The organism is Nostoc sp. GT001 (genome assembly GCF_030382115.1).
In the GTDB taxonomy this organism is placed as follows: Bacteria; Cyanobacteriota; Cyanobacteriia; order Cyanobacteriales; family Nostocaceae; genus Nostoc.
The window spans coordinates 2,792,375-2,805,026 of sequence record NZ_JAUDRJ010000003.1 but is presented as its reverse complement, the minus strand read 5'-3'; the positions used below and the strand labels follow the sequence as shown (position 1 = coordinate 2,805,026).

At 42.6% G+C, this 12,652-nt stretch carries 10 protein-coding genes; 7 read left to right on the top strand and 3 right to left on the bottom strand.

All coding sequences use genetic code 11. From position 1 onward, the window contains the following. Window positions 1-59 precede the first annotated feature (59 nt). The 5 genes from QUD05_RS14790 (at window position 60) to QUD05_RS14770 (ending at window position 7,750) form a co-directional block, all read left to right on the top strand. The gene (locus QUD05_RS14790; protein WP_289796722.1) at window positions 60-968 is read left to right on the top strand and encodes a glycosyltransferase family 2 protein; all 909 of its coding nucleotides are present in this window, start codon (window positions 60-62) and stop codon (window positions 966-968) included. Window positions 969-1,328: 360 nt separating this feature from the next. Beyond that, on the top strand, window positions 1,329-2,093 hold the full coding sequence (locus QUD05_RS14785) for a DUF502 domain-containing protein (RefSeq protein WP_289799974.1): 765 nt from the start codon (window positions 1,329-1,331) through the stop codon (window positions 2,091-2,093). Between the two features lie 329 nt (window positions 2,094-2,422). Next, window positions 2,423-3,064 carry a transcription antitermination factor NusB gene (nusB, locus tag QUD05_RS14780; RefSeq protein ID WP_289796721.1) on the top strand — a complete coding sequence of 214 codons (642 nt, stop codon included), beginning with the start codon at window positions 2,423-2,425 and terminating at the stop codon, window positions 3,062-3,064. 254 nt (window positions 3,065-3,318) lie between these two features. Then, the gene (gene ftsY, locus QUD05_RS14775) at window positions 3,319-4,995 is read left to right on the top strand and encodes a signal recognition particle-docking protein FtsY (RefSeq protein WP_289796720.1); all 1,677 of its coding nucleotides are present in this window, start codon (window positions 3,319-3,321) and stop codon (window positions 4,993-4,995) included. A 1,363-nt stretch (window positions 4,996-6,358) separates the two neighbouring features. Further along, on the top strand, window positions 6,359-7,750 hold the full coding sequence (locus QUD05_RS14770; RefSeq protein WP_289796719.1) for a PP2C family protein-serine/threonine phosphatase: 1,392 nt from the start codon (window positions 6,359-6,361) through the stop codon (window positions 7,748-7,750). Between the two features lie 571 nt (window positions 7,751-8,321). Here QUD05_RS14770 and QUD05_RS14765 read toward each other — a convergent pair. Beyond that, window positions 8,322-9,605: an ankyrin repeat domain-containing protein gene (locus QUD05_RS14765; RefSeq protein ID WP_289796718.1), complete on the bottom strand. Its 1,284-nt coding sequence runs from the start codon at window positions 9,603-9,605 to the stop codon at window positions 8,322-8,324. 196 nt (window positions 9,606-9,801) lie between these two features. Here QUD05_RS14765 and QUD05_RS14760 point away from each other — a divergent pair, with 196 nt between their 5' ends. After that, the gene (locus QUD05_RS14760; protein ID WP_289796717.1) at window positions 9,802-10,272 is read left to right on the top strand and encodes a DUF4079 domain-containing protein; all 471 of its coding nucleotides are present in this window, start codon (window positions 9,802-9,804) and stop codon (window positions 10,270-10,272) included. A 52-nt stretch (window positions 10,273-10,324) separates the two neighbouring features. Here QUD05_RS14760 and QUD05_RS14755 read toward each other — a convergent pair whose 3' ends face one another. Continuing rightward, on the bottom strand, window positions 10,325-10,996 hold the full coding sequence (locus QUD05_RS14755; RefSeq protein ID WP_289796716.1) for a DUF1997 domain-containing protein: 672 nt from the start codon (window positions 10,994-10,996) through the stop codon (window positions 10,325-10,327). Window positions 10,997-11,174: 178 nt separating this feature from the next. Here QUD05_RS14755 and QUD05_RS14750 point away from each other — a divergent pair, with 178 nt between their 5' ends. Further along, window positions 11,175-11,831 (top strand): NAD(P)H-binding protein, encoded by a 657-nt coding sequence (locus QUD05_RS14750; protein ID WP_289796715.1) that lies wholly within the window; start codon window positions 11,175-11,177, stop codon window positions 11,829-11,831. 141 nt (window positions 11,832-11,972) lie between these two features. Here the strand turns inward: QUD05_RS14750 and QUD05_RS14745 are convergent, their stop codons facing one another. Next, window positions 11,973-12,626, bottom strand: coding sequence for a TIGR04282 family arsenosugar biosynthesis glycosyltransferase (locus QUD05_RS14745; RefSeq protein WP_289796714.1), 654 nt, complete (start codon window positions 12,624-12,626; stop codon window positions 11,973-11,975). Between the last annotated feature and the right edge of the window lie 26 nt (window positions 12,627-12,652).

Sequence of the window (12,652 nt, the reverse complement as noted above, 5' to 3'; positions counted from 1 at the left end):
TAGCTAATAACAATAACAAAGCAATTATCACTGAGTAAAATCGCTATAAAACTTGAGTAATGTTCTCAATTTACATACTGACATATAACGAAGAACTAGATATTGCTGCTTGTATCGAATCGGCAATGTTATCAGATGACATCATTGTTGTGGATTCATGCAGTAGCGATCGCACTGTGGAAATCGCCAGTCGCTATCCCATTCGCGTTGTCCAACACGCTTTTGAAAGCCACGGACGCCAACGCACCTGGATGTTAGAGTCTATCCCACCGAAGCATCAATGGGTTTACATTCTCGAAGCTGACGAGCGTATGACACCAGAACTATTTGCGGAATGCGAAAAGGCAAGTCAGAATCCAGACTACATTGGTTACTACGTGGCTGAACGCGTCATGTTCATGAATCGTTGGATTCGCTACAGCACACAGTATCCCCGTTACCAAATGCGACTCTTCCGCCACGGTAAAGTGTGGTTTACAGACTACGGACATACTGAGCGAGAAGTTTGTGAGGGTGCAACTAGCTTTTTAAAAGAAACATACCCACACTACACTTGTAGCAAAGGTTTGAGCCGCTGGATTGACAAACACAACCGTTATTCTACGGATGAAGCTCAAGAAACCTTGTATCAGCTAGAACAGGGGAAGGTGAACTGGCAAGATTTATTCTTTGGCAAATCGGAAGTCGAAAGACGGCGTGCCCTGAAGGATTTATCTTTACGTTTGCCTGCCAGACCGTTGCTACGGTTTATATATATGTATTTTATCTTAGGCGGATGTTTAGATGGACGCGCCGGAGTCGCTTGGTGTACATTGCAGGCATTCTATGAATACCTGATTTTGCTCAAAGTCTGGGAAATGAAATATCTACCAAAAGCTAATTTAGATACAACAGCAATGTTGGTACAAGAGAGTACGCAACAATTGCAGGGCGCAGATTCTGAAACTACACAGGTTGATGCGGCGTGAAGAGGGCTAGAGATTAGAAGGATTTCTTGTATCGCGATCGCAAAATNCATAGAGCGCACAAATGTGCTACACAGATCCCTGACTTCGTAAAAGTTGTCGGGGATATTGTTTTTCATAATTCAAGACTAGATAAAACAGACTTCCAACGTAAGAACTTGCAACAATCATTTACAAGTCTTATAAAGAAAAGTAACATCCTCTAAGAATAATCAGTCGCCATGGGATTGGTTAATGTCTATGTGTATGCTTATAGGAAAATAGCTGATTTCCAGCAGCAGGCAACTTGCTAGCGTTATAGACAGTTACTTGCGGCAGAATCTGCCAAAGTTAAAGCCTTCGGAATTTGACGAATCTGCTGGTATGGATACGGATAACAAAAGTTCCTCTAGCTTAAAACAGGAGAATCGGGGCTTGGTAATCGATCGCCTAAAACAGGACTTAAAAAACGACCTGATTGCTGGTTTGTTGGTAATAATTCCCCTAGCAACCACTATCTGGCTGACAATTACCATTGCAAGTTGGGTAATCAACTTTCTCACCCAAATTCCCAAACAATTGAATCCCTTCGATGGGTTAAACCCATTCTTAGTAAATATACTTAATTTATTGGTAGGCTTGGCTGTACCACTACTAAGTATATTACTAATGGGCTTGATGGCTCGAAATATAGCTGGGCGGTGGTTATTAGATTTTGGTGAGCGATTATTACAGGCAATTCCTTTAGCAGGGCAGGTATACAAAACTCTCAAACAACTTTTAGAAACCATCCTGAAAGATTCTAATGGCAAGTTTCGCCGGGTAATTTTGGTGGAGTATCCTCGCCGAGGAATTTGGGCGATCGCTTTTGTTACTGGTGCAATCAGCAGTGATATCCAAGCCCAGATGTCTCGCCCCGTGCTAAGTGTCTTTATTCCCACCACTCCAAATCCGACTACCGGATGGTACGCAGTCGTTCCTGAAGACGAGGTGGTGAACCTTTCTATGTCGATTGAAGACGCCTTTAAAATAGTTGTATCAGGTGGCATTGTCGCCTCCAATACGCCTTTGGTTTTCCCCAAAGATTCCACATTGGAAGTGAAACACGAAGAGATCGAGCAGCAGGTTATTCCTGTTGAAGAAATGTGAAGAAGGCAGAAGGCAGGAGGCAGGAGGTTCAATAAAGAATAGCGGCTCACACTCCATCTAATTCCAAGCCACTAACTCGGAGATTTTGGCGATCTTGACTTAAACCCCAAGAAAAGTTCTGGTTGCGGCAAGAGATATAGGAGTGTATTTCTCCTGTCTTCTCCCAAGGGGAGACGCTAAAAGCGATCTGCCCTCTGCCTCTCTGAAATCAATCTGGCATAGTCACAAGCAAATGCGTAATGTTGTTGTTTAACTGTGCCAAAATTGATAGGCTTGTAAGTTTGTCTTGCCTAGTTAATTCAGTTCTCGCACAATCACCCCTCAGTTTTATGCAACCTCGTAAACCCCAGCAAATTGCTCGTGAATTGGCGCTTTTAAGCCTTAGCCAATTGCCAGTCAACCCAAAGAAATTAGATAAATTGGAAGACGACCAATTAGTATCCAAGTTGGTACTAGGTGCAGTACGCACTCTGACCTCAGAAGTACAAGATACCCTCGATAATGCCGCAGGTGAGCTGCAACGCAGTAATGATCGCCTCTTAAGTAGCCAAACTCAGGCCTCCGACCTCAATACTGCCAGAACAATGCTTCAAGAAGCGATCGCCTGCACCCAGACAGCAATCAATCAGTTGGGTACAGCAGTTGATTTCCCAGTCTTGATTCAGTTAGCCAATCAAGACAAGGGAGTTCGGAATTACGCTAAAGAGCTTGTGATTACCGTCAACGAAAATCGACACATTATAGATGAACTCATTTCTGCTGCCTTAGTAGATTGGCAAGTAACTCGTCTTGCCCAAATTGACCGTGATATCTTGCAAATCGCCGTGGCAGAAATGAAGTTCTTAGGAGTACCAGACAGTATTGCCATCAATGAAGCCGTGGAACTAGCCAAACGCTACAGTGGAGACGATGGTCATCGGTTTATTAACGGTGTTTTACGCCGAGTCACTGAGCAGAAAAAAACTGCGTAGTACTGCTGCGGAATTAATAATTTTTATACTGCCGTGGAGAAAAGTCTGTAGCCGCTTCTGCGGCTTCCTCCAAGCGGAACTTCACTCAAAGTGAGACGCTGCGCGATCGCAAAAAACTTTCTGTTGTCACGATTCTGCTCAAACTGGCGTTGAAAGGTGAGGATAACTCGGAAGTTTTCACCCTAAGAAAAAGTGCAAAGTTAAATTAAACTCATAATTCATAACTCATAACTCATATAAACAATACTGCTGCAATGGTTTTTAATTGGTTCCGTCGTCAACATAACGATTCCTCTAACACTCCCTCTGATAAAAAACAGGAAGAAACACCTCCTGTACAAGAACCCCAACCAGAGCCAGCCGACACCTCAACACCAACTGCTGAAACTGCACCAGACACAACGGCAGACTTATTGGCATTTGCTAAAGCTGCCTACAAAAATATTCAGCAAAAACAGCAAGTTGAGGTAGTAGAAACCCCACCGGATTCAGCAGATAGCTTAGTATCATCAATACAACCTGAAACCGCAGAAACGGTAATTGCAGAAATCGCTGAACCAGAAGCAACTGAGGAACCTGCTAGTACAACCGTAGAAACGGCACAGCCAGAAGTTATCCAAGTTGCTAGTGAGGAAGAAATTACAGAAGATTCCTCAGTGGCAGCAATTGTTGAACAGCCAGATGTTTCCAGCCCAGAACTCACGGCAAGTGAAGTTGAACTAACACCCACTGAACCACTAGCTACGCCAGAGGCAACACAGCCAACAGCACCAGCTAACTTATCCTTTTTAGAACGGGCGGCGGCAGAACGGCAAGCCAAGCTGGAGCAACTCATAGCTACTGCTATTGAAGTTCCAGAACCGGAGGTAGTACAGCCAGTAGCGACAACCTCAGCAGAAACAGGAGAGGAAATTCCCGGACTGCTATTTGATGATGGGTTTGTCTGGTCAGCGAAAGTTCTAGCAGCTCAAGGTAGAAGTGCAGAAGACGTTTCTATTGAAGAAATTACCTGGCTGAAAAAGCTCCGGCAAGGATTAGACAAAACTCGCCGTAGTATTCTCAATCAACTGAAGGCGATTGTTGGTCAAGGGCCGCTTAACCAAGCTGCTGTGACGGAAATTGAGGCATTGCTTTTACAAGCTGATGTTGGTGTAGAGGCGACAGACTTTATTATCAATGCCCTACAGACAAAACTGCGAGAAGAAGTTACCGCACCTGAAGAAGCGATCGCTTTCCTGAAAAAAATCCTCCGGGATATGCTGGATGCACCGAGCAAAACATCTCACAAAACTACCTTTACTCCAGAAAAAGAAACCTTAAATATTTGGTTAATTACTGGGGTAAATGGTGCCGGTAAAACCACCACCATCGGTAAAATTGCCCACTTGGGACAAAAATCTGGCTATAAATGCTTGATTGGCGCAGCAGACACCTTCCGTGCCGCCGCCGTGGAACAGGTGAAGGTTTGGGGTAGTAGAAGTGGCGTGGATGTAATTGCCAATCCGGGAAAAAATACAGATCCGGCAGCAGTTGTATTTGATGCGATCGCAGCTGCCCAAGCACGTCAAACTGAATTACTTTTGGTAGATACAGCTGGGCGACTGCAAAACAAGAAAAATTTAATGGACGAACTCGGTAAAATCCGGCGAATTATCGACAAAAAAGCCCCAGATGCCAAAGTAGAATCACTATTGGTTCTAGATGCCACTTTAGGCCAAAATGGACTACGACAAGCCGAAGTTTTTTCCCAAGCTGCCCAACTCAGTGGTGTTGTCTTAACCAAGCTAGATGGCACCGCCAAAGGCGGCGTTGCCCTTGCCGTTGTACAGCAGCTAGGTTTACCAATTCGCTTTATTGGTGCTGGCGAAGGAATTGAAGACCTACGCCCCTTTTCAAGCTATGAGTTTGTCGAAGCTCTCTTGAGTGGTTAGTTGAAAAATTTCGAGTTAAAAATTTCTCTCAACAGACTTAGGACTTACGCAATACTGTATTATTCTTCTCTGGGAGACACTGCGCTTTGGCGTCAGCCTCTGACAGAGAAGGAGGTTCGATAAATTAAGCTTTTTAGCTATTTTTGTGTAAGTCCTAAAACTAATAAATTTAGGCATGACTGATCTGGTATTATCACTTGAACTAACTAGAAACAGCTCAAGTCCTAAAATTATGAATTTGTCACAATAAATAGGTGACTTTTGCTAAAATTTCTAGCTAATGCCCTTTTTGAAGTCTTAAATGGGCTTTTTAAATGTAGCAGCACGGTATTTAGTTGCTACATACAAAATCCCCTAGACTTTCATATTGCAGCAATTGAAAAGGGAATCGAGACACTCACCCCCACAAATACAACTCTATTGTGGGATAGACAGCAGTCCCAATGGTGAGCAGTGCGTTGGGAAACCAGCGCGGGTGATTTCAGCGCTGCGGGAGGTTTAATTCCTCCATAGGTGTTTGGTGTTGGCTATGGCGACTTACTCGTGCAACGTCTATCGAGAGGTTGGAATTCTGATGGTTAAATGAAAACACTCTTTCTGACTTTTGACTTAAAGGTCTTAGAAGATATTTCTTCTATTTTTAGTGTCATCTTTTTTATTCATATCTTACACTTGCCAAATGACTCACCCCTAAAATAAATTACAGGCGAATGGTTTAACTCTGTTACCTCTGACTAAGAAGATAGAGTTACTTCACTTTTATCCAGTTTTGATGGGTTTAAATTTTGCGTATTCAGCAATTCAAAATTCGCAAAACGAGAAATTAAAAATGGAAAAGCTCAATCTTGGCGATTATCCCAGCGATTATGGTATACAAATTAAGTATTTGAAAACTTATTTACATATTCTCAGGTTTGGAAAGGAGTGTAATTCTGTTTTTTAGCAAATCAAGCTCGATTTGAGCGCTTATAGAGGTTTTTACTTAAAAGACTTCTAGTCTCCTAGTTGCTTATGCCTAAACAGTTCCTCAGAGAGCGTTATAAATTATTCTTTGAATAAAGTATTTTTATGACTTTAGAGATATGCTTTGGTAATTAAGTTATGAAAAAATGAAAAGATTTCTGAGCTATCAGCAAAACTAGTAATTTTTACGGGTAAAATTTGGACTAAAAATACATGATTTGAAATTACTAATATTCCATCATAAATACAATAAGCAAATAAAATCCTGATAAAATTTGCCTGTTACGTCTTTATACTCTTGCTAAAATGGCAAGTCTTGTCTAAATATGGTTTAGCAATGCCAAAGCCAAAAGATTTATAAGTAATCTAAAATCTGCCAATATAAAGTGCAATAATACCTGTGCCTGTGTCTCAACTGCCCTCTCAACCCACTGATAATAATAGTAGTGCCGCGACGGATGTCACACCAGTCGTGGCACTCAAAGAACTTGTGGCAAGGTTGCACCGGGAACAGAACAAAATTCAAGATTTGCTAAGTTCTTTAGGATTTGCCCTGAGAAGTTTCAATAATTTGAATCAGTTTTTGGAACTGATTCCGCTGATGGCAACAAGAGTGACAGATGCAGACGGTAGCGCCCTGTTTCTCTACAAACCTAATGGTCAAGTCAGGTTAGAACAGTTACATTGGCAAGATAGTGGCCAGCGCAAGAATATCCGCAAAGCGCTAGAAATAGCCAGTAGTCAAATCACGCTGTTGCCTAATACTGCCCCCCTAGCGAATGCCACGGGGATTTTGGATGACCAGATGCATCGCTATTTAGGACCAGATGTGCAAATCTTTGGTACGGCGATTCTGGTAAAGCATACAGAACGGGGATGGCTCTATGTCTTGAGCCGCGATCCAGAATATAGTTGGACAGAAACCAGGCAAAAGTTAGTTAGGTTAGTGGCAGACCAAACAGCAGTAGCGATCGAAAACGATGAACTAGCTGTAGAACTAAGAAAAAAAGAACGTCTAGACCAAGAACTAGAAATTGGCGCAGAAATCCAACGGCGACTTCTACCACGTCAATGCCCCACAATTCCCGGTGCAGTCCTGGCGGCACGCTGTAAACCTGCCAATCGCGTCGGCGGAGACTACTACGACTTTATTGCTACCAATCACAATAAGATTCAGCCCAAGATTAAAGGTGGCACGGAAACTAGTCGCTGGGGTTTGGTTATTGGAGATGTCATGGGCAAAGGTGTCCCCGCTGGGCTGATTATGACGATGATGCGGGGAATGCTACGGGGAGAAGTGCTACATGGTAATTCCCCAGCCGGAATTCTACAAAACTTAAATAGAGTGATGTATGCGGATTTGGAAAATTCCCATCGCTTTGTAACTCTATTTTACTCAGAATATAACCCTCACAGCCGAATTCTGTCTTATAGCAATGCAGCACACAATCCTCCCTTGTGGTGGCACGCAGCGACAAAAACTGTCACCCGTTTAGATACTTTGGGAATGTTAATCGGTTTGGATGCTAACAGCCAATATGAAGATGCCCAGGCACAGTTAGAGCCTGGGGATACAATTATCTACTATACAGATGGCTTGACTGATGCCGCTGCTGCTGCTGGCGATCGCTTCGATGAAGACAATTTTGTTACTGGCTTCAATACGGCTTGTAAATACTGCAATGGGCCAGAGGAGATTGTGGATTACCTCTTTGACCAAGTTCAGCAATTCATCGGTGCTGATAAACAAAACACTGATGATATGACACTAGTTGTTCTGCAAATCTTATAATCATTGGGCATTTATGCTCGGTCAAGTCATGAGTCAATGCTTGAGTTTATGGTGACAGAGGATTCACCACAGTGATTCCACTAAATTTAATTTTTTATTTATTTTTCTTTTAATTACCGTAGCGATCTCTCAAACGGTTGTACATCAACCTTTTTTGGTAACTTATTTGTATCTAACCTTTAGGATAATACATAAAAAATGATCGTTAGAATACTTTTCTGTTCAATTAAAAACTATATATTTTGCACATCTAGCACAGTAGGAAACGCCAAGGGGGAGAGCAGGTAAAAGGTAAAATGTACAAGGTAAAAAGTAAAAGGTAAATTTACTTCTTCATTTTTGCTTTCTTTCTATCCTTGTGACGCAAGCATTTGGTCTGCTCCCTTTTGGCGTTTTAATTTTTCTTTCTCCGCCGTAGCAAGTTCACAACAGCTACGACGGAGTTTTGCTTTCTTTGTTTCTTCGTCCTAGATTTGCTTTTTTAAACTTCCTTGATATTTAAGCTGAAAATCTTCAATTAATGATTTGTCAAAATATTTCTGAAAATATTTTAGACGAAGAATTTAGATTGCTATTCTTGCGCCCCAGCTTTTTGCAGACTCCGCACCACGTTCTTATAACCATTAAATTCTGCAATCATTAAAGCAGTATAACCGCCACGGTTTTTCAAATTCACATCTGCCCCAGCTTGGAGTAATAACTGCACAATTTCGCCATAACCTGCTGAAGCAGCCCATATTAATGATGTGGCCCTCGCTGAGTCTTGAAAATTCACATCTGCCCCCTTTGCTAGCAGCAAATGTACGATCTCTTTGTGTTTACGTTCAGTTGCCTTAATTAAAGCAGTTTTGCCATCATCCCCTGGAATGTTGACATCAGCACCATAGTCTAACAACACTTGCACTGTTTGGGTGTGTCCTTGCGATGCAGCCAAAGTCAAAGGAACTTCACCAAGATTTTTCCCATTTATATCTCCGCCAGAACGTAGTAGTGCCTCGACAATTTGGCTATGTCCCTGCAATGCTGCTACAAGCAGTGGTGTATCGCCTAGACGGTTCCTTATTTGGACATCTGCACCCCTGTTAAGCAATATTTGTGCGACATCAATGTAGCCTTCCACAACGGCGAGGTGTAAGGCAGTTTCACCATCTCGATCTTGAAGATTTATCTGGGCACCTCGATCTAGTAAAGCTGCTGCGATCGCACTGTGTCCAACCGCTGCTGCTGCCGATAGGGCAGTTCCACCATCAGCGTTTTTCACATTCACATCAGCCCCTGCTGCTAGCAGTGCTTCCACAATCTCCAGATGTCCCAAGTCTGCCGCGAACATTAAAAGAGTCTCACCCTCTTGATCGTGGATATTGACATCCGCACCAGTTTGGAGAATAGCTTGTAAAACTTCTATTTTTCCCTGCTTAATAGCAAGTTTCAACGCCGTATCATCATCTTTATCAGCAATATTAACTTGGGCATCAGCAGCCAATAAAACTCGCACTACATCAATGTGACCTTTGAGTACTGCTGCCATTAAAGCTGTACTGCCATCTTCATTAGTGGCATTGACATCCGCACCTTTAGATAGTAAAAGTTGCACAATGTCAAGCTGTTTGGCACTAGCTGCCAACATCAAAGCCGTCAAACCATAAATTTTTCTGGGCAAGTTGATATTTGCCCCAGCATCCAGCAGCGATCGCACAATTTCGGTGTAGCCTAAATTAGCAGCAAACATTAACGCCGTGGTACCTTGGCGATCGCACGCATCCACCCTTGCACCAGCAGCTAGTAGCGCACATAGCCCATTGATATCACCGCTTTTAGCAGCTTTGAGCAGCAAAGTATCGTTGTTTTCAGTCATGAATGAGATCCCACACAGGGTGTTTTGTTCGTCTACCCTCAAAATTTAGTCTGAGATTGTTTATCCACTTTGGCAAGAGGGCGAAGCAAAATAGTCGGGGGAGATGGGGAAGTCTCTTTTAATTTGTGCAACTTTAAGCACAGAAAATAGAGTTATGCTAATTTTTATGAAGATTTAATTATTAGGCGAGAACACGATGAGTCTGGAACTTTCTACGTCGGTGAAATATTGGCTGAACTTCTTCCATCCGGTGCTCATGTGGGCGCTATTAGTACTCTCAATTTATGCTGCCTATTTAGGACTGCAATTGCAGCGTACCAGAAATGCTCAGGGGGANAGAAAAAAAGAATTGATTAAAGGTAGATATAACGTCAGACACTACCAAATCGGATCTATACTCCTAGCTTTGATGGTGGCAGGTACGATCGGTGGGATGGCCGTCACTTATATCAATAATGGTAAGTTATTTGTGCAGCCTCACCTGTTAGCAGGATTGGGTATGACAAGTCTAATAGCATTTTCTGCTGCTTTATCCCCTTATATGCAGAAAGGGGCAAATTGGGCGCGTGCAACCCATATTTTAATAAATTTCACGCTTTTGGGACTTTTTGCTTGGCAGGCTGTTACTGGGGTGCAAATTGTCCAAAGAATTCTCACTAAAGCATAGTCTGTAAGTTATTGTCAGTTAACAGGCTAATAACTGTTAACTGACTATTGACTCAACGCTTTTGCTTAAAATTAGCAGGAAATGGTATTTCTAAAGATTTATGAAAATCTTCCTGAACTTTGCGAGTTAAGCGGCGGGAGACTTGGCGGACAATTTGATTAAGTAAGCGATCGCCTGTAGATTGAATTATAGACTTGGGTAATCGCTGAATAAATCGGGGAAAGTGAAGATAAACTATCAAATCCAATTCCCATTCAACTTTTGTAACTTCGCCAATAGTACTGCAAGCATCGTTACCAATTAACTGTAGAGATGCCCGATAATCTACGTCATAACCGGGCGGCTGGTAGTCAGGAATGGGGATTGTACGGATGCGGTAAATACCCTCCTCTGGAGGCAACAATTCCAAACCTATTTTTGGTTCTACTTCATAACCGAAAGAACCAAAACGACCAATTGTTAAAGCATAGCCATTTTCCCCAAGTGATTGTACCTTCATGGGTTCAGCACAGCGCGAAAACCATGAGGAGTGAGAATTGAGATACTCAGCAACCTTCTCTACTGGGGCACCCATTTCCATACAATCTTGATAACGACCGTAAAATTTTGTGAGCGTCGCTACATTTGGTTCTGTTAATGTGTCCTCGGCTTCTTGGCTGGACGCTACAGGTAAAACTGCTTCTGTTATTTCCCAGGATTTATATTCGCCTTTTCTTGAAAGCATAAATGCATTACTGTATATTTTGGCGTTGGTCTATATTAATGATTCCCCATATACCTGGGTCATTTCGCATTCAGATCCCATTTTGACCGAAACCTCATTAATCTGCGAGCGACTCCATAGAATTACTAAAATAAAGAACTAAACAGGCACACAATAGTTTCCCAGGATAGCATTTATTATGAAAGCATTTGTAGCAGGGGCAACAGGTGAAACAGGTCGCCGAATTGTACAAGAATTGATAGCGCGGAATATTCCCGTCCGAGCTTTGGTGCGGGATATAGAGAAAGCTAGAGCTATTCTGTCTCCTGAAGCTGAATTAGTAGTAGGTGACGTATTGCAACCAGAAAGTTTAACTACTGCGTTGGGAGATAGCACAATTCTGTTGGTTGCGACTGGGGCAAAACCTAGCTTTGACCCCACTGGCCCCTATAAAGTGGATTTTGAAGGGACTAAAAATTTAGTAGATGCTGCTAAGGCAAAGGGAATTGAACATCTGATCTTAGTTTCTTCTTTGTGTACTTCCCAACTTTTCCATCCGCTAAACTTGTTTTGGCTAATTTTGTTGTGGAAAAAACAAGCTGAAGAGTATATTCAGAAAAGCGGTCTTACTTATACAATTGTCCGGCCTGGTGGGTTGAAGAATGAAGACAACTCCGACCGCATAGTGATGCAGAGTGCAGATACACTGTTTGATGGTAGTATCCCCAGGCAGAAAGTCGCCCAAGTTGCTGTTGAAGCGCTTTTTGAAGCAGATGCACGCAATAAAATTGTCGAAATTATTGCCAAACCTGAAGCAGCCTCAAAAAGCTTTAAGGAGCTATTTCAGCAGTGCTGATATTCCACAGGATTTTATTGCTTCTGCCTCTTAGTCTCATCCCCAAGATCATCGGCTCACATCTTTGATGGAAAAGTAATGCCTACGCACTTTTTCAATTAGCTTGCATTATCTAAATTGACCGACCTTTGATGCCACTCCCTAAAGCGATCGCTCTATTTTCCCTGCAAGGGCTTGTTCCCAAATTGGTAGATCCTCCGGTCGGTCAACATCAGCTAAGGGCAACAAGTCCACGTATGACAAACTAAGTTTCTGGGCAATATCCACGGTTTTCTGGAATACGTGAGCAGTTCCCCACTCGATGTTAACGAATAGCTCCGGGATGGGTTGGCGCAAACCAATTAAGTAATATCCACCATCGATCGCAGGTCCAAGTACGAGGTCAAAGGCGTGTAACTTCTCAAAGGCTGTTGCTAAAATCTGGGCATTGACTCCAGGACAATCTGTACCAATGATAATTACTTTTTCTGCACCAGATTGAAAAGCATCAAAAAGCGATCGCGCCATCCGCAAACCTAGATCCCCTTCACCTTGACACTGGTAAACCAAATCCAACCCCAGCCAGTCTTGCATAAGTTGCGAATCGCCACCTGCAAAACGCACTTCCACAGATATGTCAATGGCTTTTTGCAATTCTTGAACCTGAAATATTGTATGCTCAGTCATTTCCCGTTGAAGATTGGCAGCACCAACATTTCCTAAAGCAGGTATCAATCGGGTTTTTGTCCTACCTGATTCTGGATAACGGGTGAAAATAATCAGGTGCTGTTTTAGGCTTGCTGGTAAGTTCAGCACAAAATACCTTGTTTAACAACTAAAAA